The following is a 21,516-nucleotide window of genomic DNA, read 5'->3' as shown; positions in this document are numbered from 1 at the left end:
TTATCCAAAATTATTTTTAAGGATAAATCATGAAAACTCAAATGAAATTCGCCAAAGAAGGCATATTTACAAAACAAATGCAAATAGTCGCACAAAAAGAACAAGTAAGTGAAGATTTTTTACTTGAAAATATAGCAAGTGGTAAAATTATAATACCAGCAAATATAAACCACAAAGCCTTAGATCCAAATGGCATCGGTTATGGGCTTAAAACAAAAGTAAATGTAAATTTAGGTGTTTCAAATGATTGTGTTGATTATAGTGAAGAAATGAAAAAAGTAGAATTAGCACATAAATTTAATGTTGAAGCTATTATGGATCTTAGCAATTATGGAAAAACTAGTCGCTTTAGAGATGAATTAATAGCTACTTCAAAAGCTATGATAGGAACGGTGCCTGTTTATGATGCTGTTGGATTTTTAGAAAAAGATCTAAAGGATATTAAAGCCAAAGATTTTTTAGATGTAGTTTATCATCATGCAAAAAGTGGAGTTGATTTTATGACTATTCATGCAGGTATTAATTTGCGTGCAGCTAGAGTTTTTAAAGAATGCAATAGAATAACTAATATTGTTTCAAGAGGAGGATCTGTGCTTTATGCTTGGATGCAAATGAATGAAGCTGAAAATCCATTTTTTGAATATTATGATGATTTATTAGCAATTTGCAAAGAATTTGATGTAACTTTATCTTTAGGTGATGCATTAAGACCTGGTTGTACTCATGATGCAAGCGATGGAGCACAAATTGCTGAATTAATAGAACTTTCACTATTAACAAAAAGAGCATGGGAGCAAGATGTGCAAGTAATGATAGAAGGACCTGGACATATGGCTATAAATGAAATAGAAGCTAATATGCAAATAGAAAAAAGAATTTGCAATGGTGCTCCTTTTTATGTTTTAGGGCCATTAGTAACTGATATTGGCGCAGGATATGATCATATAAGTGGTGCAATTGGAGGAGCAGTCGCAGCAGCAGCTGGAGCTGATATACTTTGCTATGTAACACCAGCTGAACATTTAAGACTTCCAAATTTAAACGATGTAAGAGATGGTATAGTAGCCACAAAAATAGCAGCTCACGCAGGAGATATAGCAAAACTTCCTAAAGAAAGAAAAATAGATGATGAAATGAGCAAAGCTAGACAAGATATTAACTGGGAAAAAATGTTTAAATTAGCAATTGATGGAGAAAAAGCTAAAAAAATGTTTAACGAAAGAAAACCTGAAGAGCTTGATTCTTGCTCTATGTGCGGTAAAATGTGTGCAATGAATACTATGAATAAAATTTTAAAAGGCGAAAATGTAAGCTTGATAAAAGAATAAACCCTCATATTGAGGGTTTATTTTAATTAATCTACCACTTGATAATTATAAGGTTTTAGATTTTTATCATCTTCAAGAAGTTTTGCTGGTGGATTGCCATTTATTTCTTGATGTTTATAATAACGATCTCCTGCTTTGTTGCCATTTAAATCTGTTTTATAGCGAATTTCACCTGGGTTGAATTTTTGTATATCTTCAAAACCTAAGTTAGATGTTTTAAAATCTTTTATACCATTTTTAGCTGCAATTTCAGCTAACTTAGCTTGACCTTGTCTTGACATATCAACTGATTGTAAAAGCATTCTTGAAGCTTCTCTAGGATTGTGAAATCCTGTTGAATTTTCTGCACCAACAAAATCTGCTCTAACTTGAGATTTTCTATGAAGCTCTAATACTTCATTTAATTCTGCTGAAATTTTAGCATCATCTGCTTTGCCATCGGTTTGATATTGTGGCATTTTACCAAGCTCAGCACGCATTTTTTCAACATCTTTAATTAAGCTAACTAAAGAATACTCAGCTGTTCTTAAATCATAAGCTACAGAATTTTGTATATCTTTTACTTGTTGTATTAAATAGCTTTCACTTTGAGTATGGCAAGTTTTACAAGCTGAATTTACATCTACTAAAGGTGAAGTTATATTGTGATTTGTAACTTTTTTAGCTCCTTTTCGAATATAAGGCATGTGACAATCCGCACAACTTACTCCATTTGCTGCATGAACTCCACCACTATAAAGTTCACTTTCTGGATGTTGAATTTTTAACATAGGTGCTTTGGTGATTTTATGAACCCAATCGCTTGAAAAATTAGCTCTATGTTTTTCATAATAATCATCAAACATTTCTATTCTAAAAGGTTCTCCTTTTTTCCACTCACTCCATGGAAAAGCTAGCTCTATACCATCAACTTCAATTTGTGTTGGTTGGTTACCATCTCTCCAAGAGTCAAACTCATCATAAGTTTTTTGAGTTCCATTCCACCATTTTTTCGAACTATCATTAGCTATACTTTCACCTATGGTTTTTACTTTAGTGCCTGTTGGTTTAAAATAATACTCAACATGACATTGAGAGCATACTAAAGTTCTCATCTCGCTTCTTGAGGCTTTTATACCTTGTTTTTCATCGGCCTCATAACCTCTTGAAATTAAAGCCTTAATTAACGCTGGTCTTGTAAGTCTTAAACTCATATCTGTAGGATTATGACAATCTGCACATGTTACACCCATTCTTTTTCCACCATGTGGACCACTATGCTCTGGGGAATTTTCTTTAGCACCATTTACAGCAGGAACTGTTTTGATCATAGTCCAGTATTTTGCAGAATTAAACGCAACCCAATCACCTTTTGCTGTATTATTTAAAAGCCAAGGAGTCCATCCACTATGGCAATTCATACATGCTGTTGGTTGACCACCAAAACCCGCAAAACCATGAGCATTTAAAAAATCCTTATTGTTTCTAGCTGTGTCCATTTGATCAACTTGAACCCAAAAATGTCCTCTTTCCTCGTTAGCATCAATACTAAATGGATAACCTGCCCAAAGTATTGTTAATTGTGGATAACGGATTAATTTAGAATACGCTAAATTTCCACCAAATTCTGTTGGATTTGGAGTTTGTTTTTCTACAGCCGTATGCATATCTAAATAATCAGGAAAGTTCTTTCCCCAGTAATCAAAAGTAGGATTTTCATCTCCAAGTTTGACTATTTCTTGGGAAATTATTCCGCCTACTGCTTCATTGGTTTTAGCTGTGATATCTTGATTTAGCCACAGCACACCAGCAATTGCCACTATAGTAGCACTTATAGCACTATATAAAATGCCTTTGTTATTCATTGAATACTCCTTTCATTTAAAATCCTCTTTTATGCCCAACACTTTGATGACAAGATACACAGCTTAAAGAATTATCTTTATGTGGATCTAAAGTAGGGTTGATAGTGTTACTTGCAATTTCTTTATGACATTGTATGCAGTTGTTTTGAACTATTTCTTTACTTTTTGCATTTGCACTTAAATGTGTAGGTAAAGAATCTAATTTAAAAGTAAATGCATAAGCATGTCCTAAACCACTTTGAGCTTTAGCTATCCATTTTTCAAAGAAACTATGTGGTAAATGGCAGTCATTACAACTTGCTAATGTTTTACCATTTATTTCTTTAGAATGTGAAGCTTTTAAATAGTCATTATAAACTTCGTTCATAATATGACAATTATTGCAGCTTTCACTGGCATCACTAAAATAAGAAGTCCCTTTGGCATTATGGAAGGTGTAAATTCCAACGCCAGCTAAAATTACAAGCAAGAAGAGGAAAACAGCAAAAAGTTTTGAGTTTGCTTTTTTCAAAGTCTCTCCTTTGAATGAAGTTTAAGCTACAAGAGCTTGATTGTTATTATATAGCTCATAAATATAAATAAAGTAAATATTAATTTACTTATCATTAATTAATATATATTTAAGAGTAAAAAAGTATTATTTTTTATATTATTTTATTTACAAATAAAACAATAAAATAAATTTAATAAAAAAAATACTAAAATAAAAATATATAAGTAGTTTAGGTAGGTGAGTAATGCAATTTCAACCATCAATGTTTATTAATAGAGAGCTTTCTTGGCTTGCTTTTAATTCTCGTGTTTTAGATCAATGTTCAAAAGATTTGCCTTTGTTGGAAAAGCTTAAATTTATTGCCATATATTGCACAAATTTAGATGAATTTTATATGATAAGAGTAGCAGGTTTAAAGCAGCTTTTTGTAGCAGGAGTTAGCACAGCAGGGAATGACGAAATGACTCCGCTTGCTCAACTTAAAGCTATTAGGAACTATTTACATGAAGAAAAATATGTAGTTGAGCAATATTTTAATAAAATCACTCAAGAATTAGAAAAAGAAAATTTATTTATAAGATCTTATGAAGAATTAGATGAGGATTTAAAACAGCAATGTAATGAACATTTTTTTTCACATATTTTTCCTGTAATTGTCCCAATTGCTGTTGATGCAACCCATCCTTTTCCTCACTTAAACAATCTTTCTTTTTCTTTGGCTGTTAAGCTTTGTGATCCTATGCATCCAGAACTTTTAAAATTTGGTATGATTCGTATGCCAAGGGTTTTACCAAGATTTTATCAAGTAAGTTCTAATATATATGTTCCTATAGAAAGCATAGTGCGCCACCACACTGAGCATATTTTTCCAGGATATAAACTTTTATCTTCAGCTGCTTTTAGGGTTACTAGAAACGCTGATATGGAGATAGAGGAGGAAGAAGCTGATGATTTTATGCTTATTTTAGAACAAGGTTTAAAACTTCGTAGAAAAGGCGCTTTTATACGCTTACAAATAGAAAAAGACGCAGATGAGCAGCTTATAGAATTTTTGAGTTCACATATGAATATTTTTCATAAAGATATTTATGAGTATAGTATACTTTTAAATTTACCATCTTTATGGCAAATTATTTCCAATAAAGAATTTACTCATTTGTTAAGTCCTTTGTATACGCCAAAAATGCTACCACCATTTGGTGATAATTTATCAGTATTTAGTGCAATGGATAAGCAAGATGTTCTTATTTTTCAACCTTATGAAAGCTTTGAGCCTGTTTATCAATTTATCAAAGAAGCTAGTAAAGATCCTAAAGTTGTCTCTATAAGAATGACTCTTTATAGAGTGGAAAAAAACTCAAGCATAGTCCAAGCTTTAATTGATGCTGCAAGCGATGGTAAGCAAGTGACCGTGATGGTGGAATTAAAAGCACGCTTTGATGAAGAGAATAACTTACATTGGGCAAAATCATTGGAAAATGCAGGAGCACATGTTATATATGGAATCACTGGTTTTAAGGTTCATGCTAAAGTAGCTCAGGTGATTAGAAAAGAGGGCGATAAATTAAAAATTTACAACCATTTAAGCACAGGTAATTACAATGCAAGTTCAGCTAAAATTTATACAGATGTGAGTTATTTCACCTCCAAAGAAGAGTATTCTCAAGATACTACAACTTTTTTTCACATATTATCAGGGTATAGCAAAAGCCGTCGTTTAAAAACTTTATCTATGAGTCCAAAACAAATTAAAGAAAGAATTTTAGACATGATAGCTAATGAGGCAAATTTTGGTAAAGAAGGTGCGATTATAGCTAAAATGAATGCTTTGGTGGATGCTGATGTTATAGAGGCTTTATATGAAGCTTCAAATAAAGGAGTAAAAATCGAATTAATTGTGCGTGGAATTTGTTGCTTAAGACCTGGTGTAAAAGGTTATAGTGAAAATATAAAAGTAAGAAGTATAGTAGGAAAATATTTAGAACATGCTAGAATTTTATATTTTAAACATACAACGCCAAATTATTTTATATCAAGTGCAGATTGGATGCCAAGGAATTTAGAAAGAAGACTTGAATTAATGACACCTATATATGATGAACATTCTCGTGCAAAATTAGCTCAAATTTTAAAATTACAATTAAGCGATAATGATTTAGCTTATGAGTTAGATAGCGAAGGGAGATATCGTAAAATTTCATTACAAAATGATGAAAAAATAAATAATTCTCAGCAAACTTTGGAAGAATACATTAGCCGAATTTTTAATACTTTGAAAAAAGATACTGATCAAAGTAGAGCAGCACATTTAGCTACAAAACTTTTTAGGGATAATTAATCCTTGTATTTATTTACAAGGATTATTTCCATCCTTCTATGTAGTTTTTAAGTTTTCTACCAACTTTTGGATGTTTTAATTTTTTAATCGCTGAGCTTTCTATTTGACGTACTCTTTCTCTTGTAACATTTAATTCTTTGCCTATTTCTTCTAAAGTTCTATCACTCTCATCATCCATCAAACCAAATCTCATTCTAATAACAGCTTTTTCTCTGTCGTTTAATTGATCTAAAACTTCATCGATTTGTTCTTTTAAATCATCTTTTAAAATATGATCCATAGGTGAAAGCGATGTTCTATCTTCAACAAAATCTCCAAATTTACCATCATCTTCATTGCTAATTGGAGCTTCTAAAGAAATTGGTTCTTTGGTGATTTTTATAACTTGTTTTACTTTGTCAATGCTTAAATTTACCTCTTTTGCAATAATACTTACATCAGGTTCTTTACCTTCTTTTTGTAGGTATTCACGGATAATTTTATTAATTTGATTAATTGTTTCTATCATATGTATAGGAATTCTAATTGTTCTTGCTTGATCAGCTATTGCTCTTGATATAGCTTGTCTTATCCACCAAGTAGCATAAGTTGAAAATTTATAACCTCGTTTATATTCAAATTTATCAACCGCCTTCATAAGCCCTATATTACCCTCTTGTATGAGATCTAAAAATGGCAAGCCTCTATTTGTATATCTTTTAGCTATACTTACAACTAAGCGTAAATTTGATTTTGCCATTCTAGTTTTTGCTTCATCAGATATTTTTTTACCGCGTTTTATTTGTTCTAAAATTTCTTTAAGTTGATCTTTTTCTAAGTCGAATGAATTTTGACTAGCTTCTTTTGTTTGGATTAGTTTTTTAATCTCCATATAAGTACTAACCATTGTTGTTTCTAACGCACGCTCAGTAATTTCTTCTTTGCTAAGTTTGGTAATATCTTTTAATATATCTGCATGTCTTTGTTTTAGTTCATCTGAAAACATTGGTAAGCGATATTCTAATCGTTTTAATTCTTTATCAAATTCCTCATCGCTTTTTAACGCTGTTTCCATGGATTTTACTATTTCTGATATTAGCTTTGAAGTAGGGCCTAGATCCATTAATTTTTCTTTTAAGATATTTTTTTTAAATGCTATTATTAGTTTATCTAAAAGTTCATCTTCATTCTTTTCTGCACTAATAGTAGAAATTGTTTTTAACCATTCTTTTTTTGCTTTTTCTAAAGCTTTAAAACTTTCTATGACTTTTAATGTTCTTTCATCTTCTTTTTTATTTGTTTTTTTAGGTTTTTTATCATTAGAATTTTCGTTTTCTTCATTTTCATTTTCTTCTTCAGAATCTAATTCTTCCTCATTTTTATCTTCCTCATTTTTATCATCTTCTTCAAAACTTTTAAAAAGTTCTTTTACTCTTCTTTCTCTATTAATTAAAGGTTCTTTATAATCTAATATAAAATCAATCAAATAAGGCACCGAGCAAAATGCATCGATTATTATATCTTCACCTAATTCTATTTTCTTAGAAATTTCTATTTCTTCGTCTTTGTTCAAAAGAGCAATTTGCCCCATTTCTCTTAAATACATTCTTACTGGAGAATCAGATCTACTCCATTCTAGTAAATCATTTTCATTGGCTAAATCAAATTCATTTTCTAAACTCGTATCTTGTAATTTTTGTTTTTCTTCTTGTAATTTTTTAGCTTCTTCTATATTTCTTTTTTTTGCAATTTCAGCAGAAGAAATTAATTCTACTTTATATTTATTCATTAAATCACGAATTTTTTTAGCACTGCTTGCATTTGGAAGTTTTTGAAAATGCTTGACAAGTTTTTCATATGTGATATAATCTTTAGAATTTTCCTTAAATAATGTTTCTAAAGCATTCGTTTCATTAGCCATATTTTTCCCTTTAAGGTAAGTATATAAAACTAAATATTATGCCTAAGTTTTAATTAAAAACAAATAAAATTTTTTTGGAACGACTATTGCTTTAGTTTTTGAAAATTTTAGATTTTAGTTAGGAAAAACTATGCAAAATGGATATTATCAAGCTACTGGTGCTATGGTTACGCAATTTAATCGCTTAGATGTAGTAACCAATAATTTAGCAAATGTAAATACAAGTGGGTATAAAAGAGATAATGTTGTTATTGCAGATTTTAAAAGGATTTTTAAAGAAACTCAAGATGAGTTACCTATACAAAATCATACAAGAGACGCTGCTAGATTTGTAAATACTACAATAGACAGGGTTCCACAGGTAAATCATGTTTATACAAATTTTAGCGTAGGTTCTATGAAAATGACTCACAATCCTTTAGATCTTGCTTTAACACGCGAAGATACCTTTTATTTGATTAAAACCAATAACGGAGAAGTAAGACTAAGTCAAGATGGAAATTTTCAGCTTGATGAGGATGGATATTTGGTTAATCGTCAAGGATATAGAGTTTTAAGTAGTGATTATTTTAACGATCCGCAAAATGATGGAATTCGTATAGGAGACTCTACTTCTTTTATAAATGTAGATAAAAACGGAATAGTAAGTGCTTCTAATCAAAATATCGCAAGATTATTTGTTGCTCAAGTAGATGATTTAAGAGATTTGCAAAAAGATGGCGATAATATGTATAAAATAGAAAATTTAAATAAAATTAGAGATTTGCCAAATTCAAATGCCATAAAGCAGGGTTTTACTCAAGGATCAAATGTTAATCCAGTTACAGAAATGGTAGGATTAATAGAAGCAAACAGAATGGTTGAGATGTATCAAAAAGTTATGACTTCTCATATGGATGATTTAAATCAAGAAGCTATTAATAAATTAGCAAGTACTAAATAAAACTAAGGATAGATAAAATGTTAAGATCATTATATACAGCAGCATCAGGGATGGTATCACAACAAACTCAAATTGATGTAACATCAAACAATATTTCAAATGTAAATACGGTTGGATATAAAAAATCGCGTGCAGAATTTGCAGATTTGATGTATCAAACTATGAAATATGCAGGAACTTCAACCTCAAGTACTACAAAACATCCAAGTGGTATTGAAGTGGGACTTGGAGCAAGGGTAACTGCAATTAGTAAAATTTTTAGTGAAGGAAGTTTAAAGCAAACTTCAACCGCAGGACTTGATATGGCAATTGCAGGTAATAATGGGTTTTTTCAAATTCAAATGCCTGATGGAACTATAGCTTATACAAGAAATGGTCAATTTACAAAAGATGCTGAAGGAAATATAGTTAATTCAGATGGATATAGACTTTTACCTGAAATGACTATACCTGAAGATGCAATAGCTATTAATGTGGCAAGTGATGGAACAATTTCTGTTATGCAACCAGGAAATACAGCTGAAACTCAAATAGGGCAAATCGAACTTGTTAATTTTATCAACCCTGCAGGTTTACATGCTCTTGGAGATAATCTTTTAGTGGAAACTGATGCAAGTGGAGCACCTATTGCAGGTATAGCAGGCGAGAATGGTTTTTCTGTTATCAAACATGGTTTTGTGGAGCTTAGTAATGTGCAGCTTGTTGAAGAAATGACAGATCTTATAACAGGACAAAGAGCTTATGAAGCAGGATCTAAAGCAATTACTACAAGTGATGATATGCTTGGTATTGTAAATCAATTAAAACGCTAGATTAACTAGCGTTTTATAATATGCATTATATTTAAAAAAATACTAAAAAACTCCTAAATATAAACTTTTATAAAATATTCTTCGTATAAATTAAATTTAAAATAAATATAGTAATATTTTGTTTATGTATATTTTATATACATAAAATTAAACAATAACGAGGTACAAAATGAACAGAAGGGACTTCATTAAAAATACCGCTATTGCTAGTGCTTGTAGCGTTGCAGGTCTTAGTGTTCCAAGTAGTGTGCTTGCAAATACTGAAAACAAATGGCGTTGGGATAAATCTGTTTGTAGATTTTGCGGTACAGGTTGTGGAATTTTAGTTGCAAGTTTAGATGGCAAAATTGTCGCTGTAAAAGGTGATCCAGCAGCTCCGGTAAATCGTGGGTTAAATTGTATTAAAGGTTATTTTAATGCAAAAATTATGTATGGAGAGGATCGCTTAGTAACACCTTTGCTGCGTGTAAATGCAAAAGGCGAATTTGACAAAAAAGGGAAATTTCAACAAGTTTCTTGGCAAAGAGCTTTTGATGAAATGGAAAAACAATTTAAAAAAGCATATAAAGAAAAAGGACCTGAAGGGATTGGTATTTTTGCAAGTGGACAATATACCATTCAAGAAGGATATGCTGCTGCAAAATTAGTGAAAGCTGGTTTTAGATCAAACAATATAGACCCAAATGCTCGCCATTGTATGGCTAGTGCGGTTGTTGGTTTTATGCAAACTTTTGGAGTTGATGAACCTTCTGGTTGTTATGATGATATAGAGCTTACTGATACTATTATTACTTGGGGTGCAAATATGGCAGAAATGCATCCAATTTTATGGTCAAGAGTAAGTGATAGAAAATTAAGTAATTTAGATAAAGTTAAAATCGTAAATTTATCTACTTTTTCTAATAGAACTTCTCATATTGCAGATAGTGAAATCATTTTTAAACCAAATACAGATTTAGCTATTTGGAATTATATTGCAAGAGAAATTGTTTATAATCATCCTGAGGCTATGGATAAAGAATTTATTGAAAAACATTGTATTTTTACTACAGGTTATGCTGATATTGGTTATGGTATGAGAAATAATCCAAACCATCCTAAGTTCAAAGCAAGCGAGAAAGATACTGTTGCTAAGCAAAATTCTATTATTTTAGATGAAGAAGAAGCCATATCTTTGGCTTATTTGGGAGTAAAAGCAGGTGATAAATTTGAAATGAAACACCAAAATACCCCTGATGCACACTGGGAAATTTCTTTTGAAGATTTCAAAAAAGCATTAGAACCTTATACGCTTGATTATGTTGCTAAAGTTGCTAAGGGTAATGAAGATGAAAGCATTGAAGAATTTAAGAAAAAACTTCAAGAATTAGCTAATTTATACATAGAAAAAAATAGAAAAGTTGTAAGTTTTTGGACTATGGGCTTTAATCAACACACAAGAGGAACTTGGGTAAATGAGCAAGCTTATATGGTGCATTTTTTACTTGGAAAACAAGCAAAACCTGGTAATGGAGCATTTTCACTAACAGGACAACCAAGTGCTTGTGGAACTGCAAGAGAAGTAGGGACTTTTTCTCATCGTTTGCCAGCTGATATGGTGGTTGCAAATCCTAAACATAGAGAAATTAGTGAAAAAATTTGGAAAGTTCCTGCAAAAACGATTAATCCAAAACCAGGTGCTCCATATTTAAAAATTATGAGAGATTTAGAAGATGGAAATATTAAATTTGCTTGGGTGCAAGTAAATAATCCTTGGCAAAATACAGCTAATGCAAATCACTGGATAGCAGCAGCTAGAGAAATGGATAATTTTATAGTAGTAAGTGATTGTTACCCAGGAATTAGTGCTAAGGTGGCAGATTTAATTTTACCAAGTGCAATGATTTATGAAAAATGGGGTGCTTATGGAAACGCTGAAAGAAGAACTCAGCATTGGAAACAACAAGTTTTACCTGTAGGTGATTCTATGAGTGATACTTGGCAAATTATGGAATTTGCTAAGCGTTTTAAATTAAATGAAGTTTGGGGTGAAACTAAGGTTAATGATAAACTTACTCTGCCAAGTGTTTTAGAAGAAGCTAAGAGTATGGGATATAGTGAAGATGATACTTTATATGATGTATTATTTGCAAATAAAGAAGCAAAAAGCTTCAAAGCAAATGATAATATAGCAAAAGGTTTTGATAATTCTGAAGTATTTGGTGATGAGAGAAAAGTTATAGGCAGCGATGGAGAAGAATTTAAAGGTTATGGATTTTTCGTGCAAAAATATCTATGGGAAGAATATCGCAAATTTGGTTTAGGCCATGGACATGATTTAGCTGATTTTGATACTTATCATAAAGTAAGAGGTTTAAGATGGCCTGTAGTAAATGGTAAAGAAACTCAATGGAGATTTAATACCAAATTTGATTATTATGCTAAAAAAGCCGCTCCAAATTCAGATTTTGCATTTTATGGAGATTTTGCTAAAGAATTGCCAAAAGGAGATTTACTAGCTCCACAAACTAAAGAAAAATATAGTCTAAAAAATAAGGTAAAAATTTTCTTTAGGCCATTTATGAAAGCACCAGAAAGACCAAGTAAAGAATATCCATTCTGGTTAAGCACAGGTAGGGTTTTAGAACATTGGCATAGTGGAACAATGACGATGAGAGTTCCTGAGCTTTTCCGTGCAGTACCAGAAGCACTTTGCTATATGAATGAAGATGATGCTAAAGCAATGAAAATTAATCAAGGCGATGTTGTTTGGGTAGAATCACGCCGTGGTAAAGTAAAAGCAAGAGTAGATTTTCGTGGAAGAAATAAACCTTCTAAAGGGCTTGTTTATGTACCTTGGTTTGATGAGAATGTGTATATTAATAAAGTTACATTAGATGCAACTTGTCCATTGTCAAATCAAACAGATTTTAAAAAATGTGCCGTAAAAATCACCAAAGCATAAAAAATGAATAAAAGAAGAGAATTTTTAGCCTTTACTTTTAAGCTTTTGTGTATAGGAAGTGGAAGTGCATTTTTAGCAAGCTTAGCATTTAGTTCAAATCAGGAGTATTTTTTAAGACCTCCTGGAGCAGATGATGAAAAAGAATTTTTATCAAAATGCATACGATGCGGACTTTGTGTAAAAGCATGTCCTTATGATATTTTAAAATTAGCAACTTTAAAAGATAATGCTAAAAATGGAACGCCGTTTTTTGTGGCTAGAGAAAATCCTTGTAGATTGTGTGAGGATATTCCTTGTATAAGAGATTGTCCTACAAATGCACTAGATCATAAGTATTTAGAGCAAAAAGATGGGATATATAAAACAAAAATGGGTATAGCTATTATCGATAGTGCAAGTTGTGTGGCTTATTGGGGAATTCAATGCGATGCTTGTTATAGGGCTTGTCCTTTGATAGATAAAGCATTGAAACTTGAAGCAAAACGCAATGAAAGGACAGCAAAGCATGCGTTTTTATTGCCTGTTGTTGATCATGAAGTTTGTGTAGGTTGTGGGCTTTGTGAAAAAGCTTGTATCACGCAAAAAGCAGCTATTAGAGTTTTACCTAGAGATTTTGTTTTAGGAAAAGCAGGGGATAATTACATAAAAGGTTGGGATGAAAAAGACGAAAAGCGTTTGCAAGATGTAAATACAGATAAAAATTTCAATCACAATAAGGCTAAAGATTACTTAAATGATGGAGAATTGTTATGAAGTATCTTGTTTTAAGAAAAATTGTTCAATTTTCTATTTTAATATTTTTTTCTTTTAGTGTGTTTGATTTTATATTAAAAGGAAATTTAAGCTCTTCTGTTTTATTTTCTACTATACCGCTTAGTGATCCTTTTGCGTTTTTACAGCTTGCTTTAGCAAGTTTGCAGGTAGATATAGTAGCTTTAAGTGGAGCTTTTATAGTATTTTTATTTTATGCTATTTTTGCTGGAAGAGCGTTTTGTGCTTGGGTTTGTCCTGTGAATATCATTACAGATTTTGCTTATTTTGTTAGAGTAAAATTAGGTTTTAATCAAGCAAGGGTTTTTAATGTAAATAAAAATTTGCGTTATTATGTACTAGTTTTTGTATTGGTTTTTTCTTATGTTTTTTCTTATCCTATTTTTGAGGAATTTTCATATATAGGAATAATTCAAAGAGGAATTATCTTTGGAGGAATTTCTTGGCTTTTTATAGCTTTGATTGTATTTTGTATAGATGTGTTTTTTAGTCCAAGATTTACTTGTTCACATTTTTGTCCTTTGGGAGCTTTTTGGGCGATTAGTTCGCATTTTTCATTATTAAAAGTAAGATATAACTTACAAAAATGCACTAAATGCTATAAATGTCTTGGAGTATGTCCTGAAAAACAAGTGCTTTGGATGATAGGTAAAGAAAATCAAGATGTAAAATCAGGTGAGTGCATAAGATGTGGAAAATGTATTGATGTTTGTGGTGATGATGCTTTAGGCTTTAGTATAATAAATTTAAGGAGAGAAAATGAAAAATAAAATCTTTTTATCCTTAGCAGCAGCTGTTTTGATAAGTGCATGTGGGCTTGCTGTTAAAAGTGTTGATTCAAAAGATATAGGTTTAAGAAAAGCAAGTTTAGAAAATGAAAATGTGGAGTTGTTAGATGTGAAATATTCTCAAGCAATGGCTGGAGAATCTGTTTTAATTGAAAGATCGTTTGAAAATGCTCCGCCTTTAATCCCTCATACTTTAGAGGATATGCTTCCAATTGTTAAAGATAACAATATATGTTTAAGTTGCCATGATAAGGCTATTGCTAAAGATGTTGGTGCTATTCCTCTTCCAAGTAGCCATTATTTTGATTTTAGAACAAATAAATCTACTAAAGATGTTGTTAGTGAAGCAAGATTTAATTGTACTCAATGTCATGTGCCACAAAGTGATGCAAAACCTTTAGTAGGAAATAGTTTTGAAGCTAAATTTAAAAATGAGGATTTAAAGAAAAAATCAAATTTATTAGATGTTTTAAATGAAGGTGTAAAATAAAACATGAAAAAAATATTTTTAATCTTGCTAATTGGGATTTATTCTTTTGCTTATGAGCTTATACTTGATTCTAATTTAAATGCTTTAAAGCTTGTAGGAAATGATTTGATTGTAGGACTTGATAATGGAGAAATTTATAAATACTCTATTAAAGAGAAAAAAATGCAAAAAATCACTCAGCTAGCTAAGATTAAAAATTTCTATGAAGAAAATTTTAGCCCTAGAATTTATAGTATTGACTATTTTGATGGGGCTATTTTGATTTTAAGTGAAGGTGATTTTGGTAGCAAGAAATTGCATGTTTATAAAAATCATCAACTTGCAAGTTATGAATTATCTAATGATAGTGTAAAAAAAGCTTTGTTTTTAGATAGTGATACTATTTTATTAGCTTTATTAGGTTCTAATATAGAGCTTTTTAATCTAAAAACAAAAAATATTATAAAAAATTTTACTTTTTCTAATTCGAGTTTAAGTGATGTTGTTTTAAATGAAACAAAAACCCAGTTAGTGGCTGGTTTTGAAAGTGGCGAAATTATACTTTTTGATATAAAAAATTGGAAAAAAATAAAAAGTTATAAAAATATCCATAAAGATAATATTTATCAGTTAGATTTTAAAAATAATATTATTACAAGTTGCGGTACAGATCGCAAATTAGGAATTGTTCAAAATAATAATGAAAAAAATATAGAAAGAAATTTTTTAATCTACACTTGTGCTTTAAATATGGATGGTTCTATAGCAGTTTTTGGGGATAATGAAAAAAATATCATAGAACTTATAGACACTAAAAATTTAAAAACAATAAAAAAATTTCAAAATAAAGATTTTTTGCTAGAATATCTTATATTTTTAAATGATAACAATTTCATAGGCGCAGGCTATGAAAATAAAATTTTATTTTGGAGCATAGATGAATCTTTCTAGTGTTTTAATTTTAACTACAGAAGAAAAAATAGAAAAACTTAAAGAGCAAATTCAAAAAGTTCCATGTTGCACTATAGAATTAGTTCAAGATGAGAAAATTATAGTGGTGATTGAAAGTAAAAATTTAGATGATGAGTTAAAAGCATATAAACAATTAGAACAACTTGATGGAGTTGTAAGTATTAATATGGTTTTTTCCTATCAAGATTTAGATGAAGAAAGAGAAAAAATTCTAAAGGCAAATCTTAAAATAAATTCTTTTGATGAAAAACTAAATAATAATGATTTAGAATATTATGGAAATATCTATAGAAAGTATTAAAAAATGGTTTTTCTAATTCCTTTGGTTTTAATTATTTCTTCTATTTTTTTGATTGATCATTTTTATTTTTCTAAAGAAAATGAAATATTAAAAAGCCAAAATCAAATAGAACAAAAACATACCAACAAAGAAAGCAAGCAAAAATACATTGAAGATATTTTAAACCAAAAATAACCATGAGTACACAAGTATTATATAAAAAATTCTTTTGGATTAATGCCTTAGTCGTTGTAGCTTTTGCTTTAAATTTAAGAGCACCTATTACTTCTATAGGACCTATGATAGAATATATACAAGAATACTATAAAATTAATTCTACTTTAGCAGGTATGTTAACAACTTTACCTTTAATTGCTTTTGGTCTTATATCTTTTTGCGTAGCTTTATTTTCACAAACCAAAGCTTTATTTTTTGCATTAGTTTTAATTATTTTTGGAGAAATGATTAGAAGTTATGGTGGAATTTTTGGTTTGTTTTCTGGGGTGTTTTTAATGGGTGGAGGTATTGCTATTGCCAATGTGTTGTTACCTTCGTTTGTTAAAGAAAAATTCGCAAAAAATACACATAAAATTATGGGTTTATATGGATTTATTTTAGGATTTTCTTCTATTATAGGTGTAGCCTTTTCGTTACCTTTACTTAGTATTTTTGATGTTCCTCAGGCTATGTTTTTTTGGGTTATTTTAGCTTTAATTGCTTTATTTTTTTATATCCCACATTTAAAAAATAAAAGGCTATTGCGTCCTAAAAAGAAAAAAATAAATAAAATGAATATTTTTTCAAATTCTACAGCTTGGAAAATAACTATTTTAATGGGATTGCAAAGTTTTTTATCTTATAGTCTTTTTGCTTGGCTTAGTGTTATGATTAGCGAGAAAGGTTATGATATTAATTTTGGTTCAAGTATTTTATTATTATCACAAATCATTGGTTTGCCTGTAGCATTGTTTTCGCCTATGATTTTAAATCAATTGACAAACAACAAGAAAAACTTATATATTATATTATTAAGTTTTTTATATCTTTTGAGTTTTATTATAATTTTATTTTTTAATGCTAAAGTGATGCTATATATAGCGGCTATTTTTATGGGTTGTGCTTCTAGTGGTGTTTTTATTATAGCATTGTTATTTATCGCAACAAAAAGTGCAAATTCTATTATAGCAGCAAAGCTTTCTGCCATGTCACAAGGAATAGGGTATTTAATAGCCGCTCAAGCTCCTTGGATTATAGGATTATTTCATGATTATTTTGGAAATTTTATTTTTGGATTTATTTTGCTTGTTATAGTTGGTATAATTTTAAATATTTTTATATTTTTAGCTTATAAAGCTCCGGTTATTAAGTAAAAATTAAATTAAATTAAAGTCTTTTTAGATAAGATAATAAAAATTTCATTATTGTGAGTTTATAAATGCATTATACTGTGACTGAAGCTTCTATATATGAAGCACAAGGTTTGAAAAAAGAAGCTTTAGAAATTTATAAAAATATTTTAAAACAAGATCCACAAAATAAAAATGCAATTGATGCTATAAGGCGTTTAAGTGGCTTGCGATCAAATCATGAAAATTTAAACTATGAAATGTTGGATTTTTTTGTTCATATGAAAAGTGAAGAAGAAATTAATGAATTTAAAAGGTGGTTGATTAAATTATGAATATAGAAGATTTAGCAAAAATGGCGATTGATGAAGTAAATTCAGAATTAGATAATAAAAAAAATAAGAAAGAAGAATTTACTCCGGTAGTAGAAGAATTAATGCAAGAGCAAAAAATCCAAAAAGCTCAAGATGAAAAAATTAAAGAAGAAATTAATAGAGTAACTCAAGATTTGATGCAAGAACTTGATGAATTAGAGGTAAACATAAAAGAAGAAAAACCAACAATAATCGAAGTAAAAGAACTTGTAGATAAAGAAGAAAATTCACAAAATAATGAAGAATTTTTTTTAAAAAATCTTAGAGAAAGAATTTTGGTATTATTTGAAGGTTTAAAAAATACCAAAGATGAGCATTTAGAAAAAAGACTAGATATAACCATTACTTTTTTAGAGTTTTTGCTTGCAAAAATTGAAGATAGACTTAAAAAATGATAAAGATTTTTTAAGAATAAAAGATTTGTTAAAACCTTACACACAGAGGGTATATTTTGTAGGGGGTTGTGTAAGAAATTCTTTTTTGAATTTAACAAGTGATGATTATGATATAGAAGTTTATGGTATAAAACCAAATCTTTTTGATGAGCTAATGCAAAAACTTGGTGCAAATGGAGTTGGAAAGAGTTTTTTTGTATATAAATATAAAAAATTCGATTTAGCTTTAGCACGTTATGAAAATAAAATTGCAAAAGGCCATAAGGGTTTTGAGGTAAAAGTTTGTGATGATGAAAAAGATGGAGCAAGAAGAAGAGATTTTACAATCAATGCTTTGATGGTAAATATTTATACTTTTGAATTTTTAGATTTTTTCAATGGTTTGAAGGACTTAAAAGAAAAAGTTATAAGACATATTAACGAGCAAAGTTTTATAGAAGATAGCTTAAGAATTTTACGAGCTATTGCTTTTGCTTGCCGTTTTGATTTGAAAATTGCAAAAGAAAGCTTAGAACTTATGCAAAATATGGATATAGCGGATTTATCCAGAGAAAGGATAAATAACGAACTCTATAAAATTTTTAAAACATCAAATCTTGATAAAGCTTATGATTATTTTAAAATTTTAAATTTAGAAGAAAAAATTTTTTTTCATAAAAAAAATGATGAAGATTTTGAAAAACTTTTAAAAAATTCTCAAGCTTATGTTAAAGATGAAGCTTTGTTTTTGTATTTATATTTAAATTTTTTTCATATAGATAAGGTAGATTTTTTCAAAAAAACAAAGTTAAAAAATGAGCTTTTAAAAAAATGTGAGCAAGAATTTATTTTAGAAAAAATTGATGATTTTGCTTTAGCTAAGATCGCTTTAAAAATGCCACTTTGCAAGTGGCTTGGACTTTGGGATTGTAAGCGCATAATGCAAGCAAAAAAATTAAATTTATATTATCATGCTTTTGAAAGTAAAATTAATGCTAATGATTTATTAAAGGAAGGATTTGGTGGGAAAGAACTTGGAATTGAACTTGAAAAAAGAAAATTACAAGAATTAAAAAACTATATAAAGGAGTAAAAATGAATGAATATATTTTAAAAATTTCAAGTAGTGATGAAAAAGGTTTAATTTATAGGATTTCAGATGTTATTTTTAAATATAGAATAAATATTATTAAAAACGATGAATTTGTTGGCGAGAATCGCTTTTTTTTTAGAGCGCATTTAGAAGGTGAGCTTGATATAAAAGCTTTTAAAGGAACACTTGAAGCTATGCTTCCTGATAATGCACAAATTGAAATTACTCCAAAAAGAAAAAAAGATATTATAGTTTTAGCTACTAAAGAAACTCATTGTTTAGGTGAGCTACTTATCCGTCAATTTAGTGGAGAATTTAATGCAAATATTAAAGCAGTTATTGCTAATTATGATATATTAAAACCATTGGTAGACAAATTTAATATACCTTTTCATACTATTTTAGCACAAGATTTAAGCAGGCAAGAGCATGAAGAAAAAATGCTAGAGTGTTTAAAGCAATATGAGTTTGATTATATTGTTTTGGCAAAATATATGAGAATTTTATCTCCTTCTTTTGTAGAACATTTTGAAGGAAAAATAATTAACATCCATCATTCTTTTTTACCTGCATTTATTGGAGCTAATCCTTATAAACAAGCTTATGAGCGAGGAGTTAAAATCATAGGAGCAACGGCACATTTTGTGAATAATAATTTAGATGAAGGGCCAATTATCACTCAAGATGTTATACCAGTTACCCATGAGTATTCTTGGCAAGCTATGCAACAAGCTGGTCGTAATGTAGAAAAAAATGTATTTTCTAAAGCATTGGATTTAGTGTTTGATGATAGGATTTTTATACACGAAAACAAAACAATAGTATTTTAAAATTTGATGCCCAAAATGGCATCAAATTTAACAAGAATAACAAGTTTTAAACTCATATGCTGTTGGTCTAGCTTCAACTGGCCAAACTTGTGTTTCAAATTTCATATGTTGATAATCATCTATAAAAACATCACTCATAACAGGTTTTAAAAAAGCATTTTTACGAATAAGTGCTTCTAATGAACCTCTCAAGGTATGTGGTAATTGTTCTATACCTTTTTCTCTAATTTCATCTAAAGTTAAAGCAAATAAATTTTCATCCATTGGACCAACAGGTTTTGTTTCATTCTTTATACCATCAAGACCTGCCATTAGCAAACTTGTAAAAGCCAAATAAGGATTTGCAGTGCTATCAGGAAATCTTATTTCAACTCTTGCGCTTTTATCATTAATCCCATAAGGTACACGACAACTTGCAGAGCGATTTTGGCAAGAATAAGTCAATATACAAGGTGCTTCAAAACCTGGAACAATTCTTTTGTATGAATTTGAACTTGGATTTGTAAAAGCAGCAACACTTCTTGCATTAGCTAAAATTCCACCTATATAATTAATGGCACATTTGCTTAATTTACCATATCCTTTTTTATCGTAAAATAAATTCACTCCTTCTTTCCAAAGACTCATATGTACATGCATACCGCTTCCATTGTCTCCATACAATGGTTTTGGCATGAAGGTGGCAGTTTTTCCATTTAAGTGTGCAACCATTTTTACTACATATTTATAAATTTGCACATTATCAGCAGCTTCAACTAAGTCTCCAAATTCAACTCCAATCTCAGCTTGACCTTGTGCTACTTCATGGTGGTGAACAAAAGTTTTTAAACCAACCCTTTCTAAAACTTGTACCATTTCAGCTCTAATATCCATACTAGAGTCAATCGGACTTACTGGAAAATATCCACCTTTATTCCTTGGACGATGTCCGCTATTATAGCTGTCTATAAAATCTTTATTATCATTCCACTCACCTTCTTCTGTATCTACTTCATATTTTGCACAATTAGAAGAATCAACTATTTTTACATTATCAAAAATAAAAAATTCATTTTCAGGACCAAAATAAGCCTTATCTGCTATATTGCTTTGTGATAAATATTGCATAGCTTTTTTTGCTATACTTCTTGGACATTTTTCATACATTTGTTCTTTATAAATATCATATACATCGCAAATTACTATTATAGTAGGATCAGCTGTGAAAGGATCTAAAAACGCACTTTTTACATCAGGTTTTAAAATCATATCTGATTTTTCTATAGGTTGCCATCCATGCAATGAACTTGCATCAAAAGGAATTCCATTTTCAAAAGTTTTATGATTAATTGCCTTTATGTTATAAGTAAGGTGGTGCCAAGTTCCTATCATATCTGTAAATCTAAAATCAACAAACATTACCTCATGCTCTTGAGAATAACTAAAAAACTCATCAATATTATTAACAAATTTACCCATTTTGTCTCCTTCTTAAATTTTAAGATTTATTTATTTTTGAGATTGTAGTATATTTTTATTAAATTAAGTTTAAATTAATATTTTTTTTATAGTCAAGTTAAAAATGTTTGTTATGAAATAAAAAATGAAAATAATTAAAAAATTAATTTTCGATTATAG

At 29.5% G+C, this 21,516-nt stretch carries 20 protein-coding genes; 16 read left to right on the top strand and 4 right to left on the bottom strand.

Translation table 11 applies throughout. The annotated features are described in order from the left end of the window. Positions 1 to 29: 29 nt before the first annotated feature. On the top strand, positions 30 to 1,328 hold the full coding sequence (gene thiC / locus CPEL_RS05700; RefSeq protein ID WP_044598973.1) for a phosphomethylpyrimidine synthase ThiC: 1,299 nt from the start codon (positions 30 to 32) through the stop codon (positions 1,326 to 1,328). 26 nt (positions 1,329 to 1,354) lie between these two features. Here thiC and CPEL_RS05695 read toward each other — a convergent pair whose 3' ends face one another. Both CPEL_RS05695 and nrfH read right to left on the bottom strand, forming a co-directional pair. Next, on the bottom strand, positions 1,355 to 3,172 hold the full coding sequence (locus CPEL_RS05695; RefSeq protein WP_044598972.1) for an ammonia-forming cytochrome c nitrite reductase subunit c552: 1,818 nt from the start codon (positions 3,170 to 3,172) through the stop codon (positions 1,355 to 1,357). A 16-nt stretch (positions 3,173 to 3,188) separates the two neighbouring features. Beyond that, positions 3,189 to 3,683 (bottom strand): cytochrome c nitrite reductase small subunit, encoded by a 495-nt coding sequence (gene nrfH, locus CPEL_RS05690; protein WP_044598971.1) that lies wholly within the window; start codon positions 3,681 to 3,683, stop codon positions 3,189 to 3,191. Between the two features lie 226 nt (positions 3,684 to 3,909). Between nrfH and CPEL_RS05685 the strand changes: the two genes are divergently transcribed. Further along, a complete protein-coding gene (locus CPEL_RS05685) occupies positions 3,910 to 6,003 on the top strand; it encodes an RNA degradosome polyphosphate kinase (RefSeq protein WP_044598970.1) in 2,094 nt (697 codons plus the stop codon). A 22-nt stretch (positions 6,004 to 6,025) separates the two neighbouring features. Here the strand turns inward: CPEL_RS05685 and rpoD are convergent, their stop codons facing one another. Further along, a complete protein-coding gene (rpoD, locus tag CPEL_RS05680) occupies positions 6,026 to 7,903 on the bottom strand; it encodes an RNA polymerase sigma factor RpoD (RefSeq protein ID WP_044598969.1) in 1,878 nt (625 codons plus the stop codon). A gap of 130 nt (positions 7,904 to 8,033) precedes the next feature. Here rpoD and CPEL_RS05675 point away from each other — a divergent pair, with 130 nt between their 5' ends. The 14 genes from CPEL_RS05675 (at position 8,034) to purU (ending at position 19,899) form a co-directional block, all read left to right on the top strand. Next, positions 8,034 to 8,846, top strand: a complete 813-nt coding sequence (locus CPEL_RS05675; protein WP_044598968.1) for a flagellar hook-basal body protein — start codon at positions 8,034 to 8,036, stop codon at positions 8,844 to 8,846. A 17-nt stretch (positions 8,847 to 8,863) separates the two neighbouring features. Next, positions 8,864 to 9,658: a flagellar basal-body rod protein FlgG gene (gene flgG, locus CPEL_RS05670; protein ID WP_044598967.1), complete on the top strand. Its 795-nt coding sequence runs from the start codon at positions 8,864 to 8,866 to the stop codon at positions 9,656 to 9,658. Between the two features lie 169 nt (positions 9,659 to 9,827). Then, complete coding sequence (gene napA, locus CPEL_RS05665) at positions 9,828 to 12,602, top strand: periplasmic nitrate reductase subunit alpha (protein WP_044598966.1); 2,775 nt, start codon at positions 9,828 to 9,830, stop codon at positions 12,600 to 12,602. A 3-nt stretch (positions 12,603 to 12,605) separates the two neighbouring features. Then, complete coding sequence (napG, locus tag CPEL_RS05660) at positions 12,606 to 13,355, top strand: ferredoxin-type protein NapG (protein WP_044598965.1); 750 nt, start codon at positions 12,606 to 12,608, stop codon at positions 13,353 to 13,355. Further along, positions 13,352 to 14,143 carry a quinol dehydrogenase ferredoxin subunit NapH gene (napH, locus tag CPEL_RS05655; protein WP_044598964.1) on the top strand — a complete coding sequence of 264 codons (792 nt, stop codon included), beginning with the start codon at positions 13,352 to 13,354 and terminating at the stop codon, positions 14,141 to 14,143. Before napG ends, napH begins: the two co-directional genes overlap by 4 nt. Beyond that, positions 14,133 to 14,651 (top strand): periplasmic nitrate reductase, small subunit, cytochrome c550 protein, encoded by a 519-nt coding sequence (locus CPEL_RS05650; RefSeq protein ID WP_044598963.1) that lies wholly within the window; start codon positions 14,133 to 14,135, stop codon positions 14,649 to 14,651. The genes napH and CPEL_RS05650 overlap by 11 nt, the downstream gene beginning before the upstream one ends. A 3-nt stretch (positions 14,652 to 14,654) precedes the next feature. Next, positions 14,655 to 15,581 carry a nitrate reductase accessory protein gene (locus tag CPEL_RS05645; RefSeq protein WP_044598962.1) on the top strand — a complete coding sequence of 309 codons (927 nt, stop codon included), beginning with the start codon at positions 14,655 to 14,657 and terminating at the stop codon, positions 15,579 to 15,581. Beyond that, positions 15,568 to 15,903 carry a chaperone NapD gene (locus CPEL_RS05640; protein WP_044598961.1) on the top strand — a complete coding sequence of 112 codons (336 nt, stop codon included), beginning with the start codon at positions 15,568 to 15,570 and terminating at the stop codon, positions 15,901 to 15,903. The genes CPEL_RS05645 and CPEL_RS05640 overlap by 14 nt, the downstream gene beginning before the upstream one ends. A gap of 3 nt (positions 15,904 to 15,906) precedes the next feature. Further along, positions 15,907 to 16,077: a hypothetical protein gene (locus CPEL_RS09415; RefSeq protein ID WP_167332819.1), complete on the top strand. Its 171-nt coding sequence runs from the start codon at positions 15,907 to 15,909 to the stop codon at positions 16,075 to 16,077. Positions 16,078 to 16,079: 2 nt separating this feature from the next. Continuing rightward, positions 16,080 to 17,252 (top strand): MFS transporter, encoded by a 1,173-nt coding sequence (locus tag CPEL_RS05635; protein ID WP_044598960.1) that lies wholly within the window; start codon positions 16,080 to 16,082, stop codon positions 17,250 to 17,252. A gap of 65 nt (positions 17,253 to 17,317) precedes the next feature. Then, positions 17,318 to 17,563, top strand: coding sequence for a hypothetical protein (locus CPEL_RS05630; RefSeq protein ID WP_044598959.1), 246 nt, complete (start codon positions 17,318 to 17,320; stop codon positions 17,561 to 17,563). Next, complete coding sequence (ciaD, locus tag CPEL_RS05625; protein ID WP_044598958.1) at positions 17,560 to 17,997, top strand: effector protein CiaD; 438 nt, start codon at positions 17,560 to 17,562, stop codon at positions 17,995 to 17,997. The genes CPEL_RS05630 and ciaD overlap by 4 nt, the downstream gene beginning before the upstream one ends. After that, entirely contained in the window at positions 17,966 to 19,069 is a 1,104-nt protein-coding gene (locus CPEL_RS05620; protein WP_044598957.1) for a multifunctional tRNA nucleotidyl transferase/2'3'-cyclic phosphodiesterase/2'nucleotidase/phosphatase, read from the top strand. The genes ciaD and CPEL_RS05620 overlap by 32 nt, the downstream gene beginning before the upstream one ends. A 2-nt stretch (positions 19,070 to 19,071) precedes the next feature. Beyond that, the gene (purU, locus tag CPEL_RS05615) at positions 19,072 to 19,899 is read left to right on the top strand and encodes a formyltetrahydrofolate deformylase (RefSeq protein WP_044598956.1); all 828 of its coding nucleotides are present in this window, start codon (positions 19,072 to 19,074) and stop codon (positions 19,897 to 19,899) included. Positions 19,900 to 19,926: 27 nt separating this feature from the next. Here the strand turns inward: purU and glnA are convergent, their stop codons facing one another. Continuing rightward, positions 19,927 to 21,357 carry a type I glutamate--ammonia ligase gene (glnA, locus tag CPEL_RS05610; protein ID WP_044598955.1) on the bottom strand — a complete coding sequence of 477 codons (1,431 nt, stop codon included), beginning with the start codon at positions 21,355 to 21,357 and terminating at the stop codon, positions 19,927 to 19,929. Positions 21,358 to 21,516: the final 159 nt, after the last annotated feature.

The sequence above is a fragment of the Campylobacter peloridis LMG 23910 genome, from assembly GCF_000816785.1.
GTDB classification, from domain to species: Bacteria; Campylobacterota; Campylobacteria; order Campylobacterales; family Campylobacteraceae; genus Campylobacter_D; species Campylobacter_D peloridis.
Note: the sequence above shows the minus strand (reverse complement) of the source record. Positions and strands in the feature narration are given on the sequence as shown.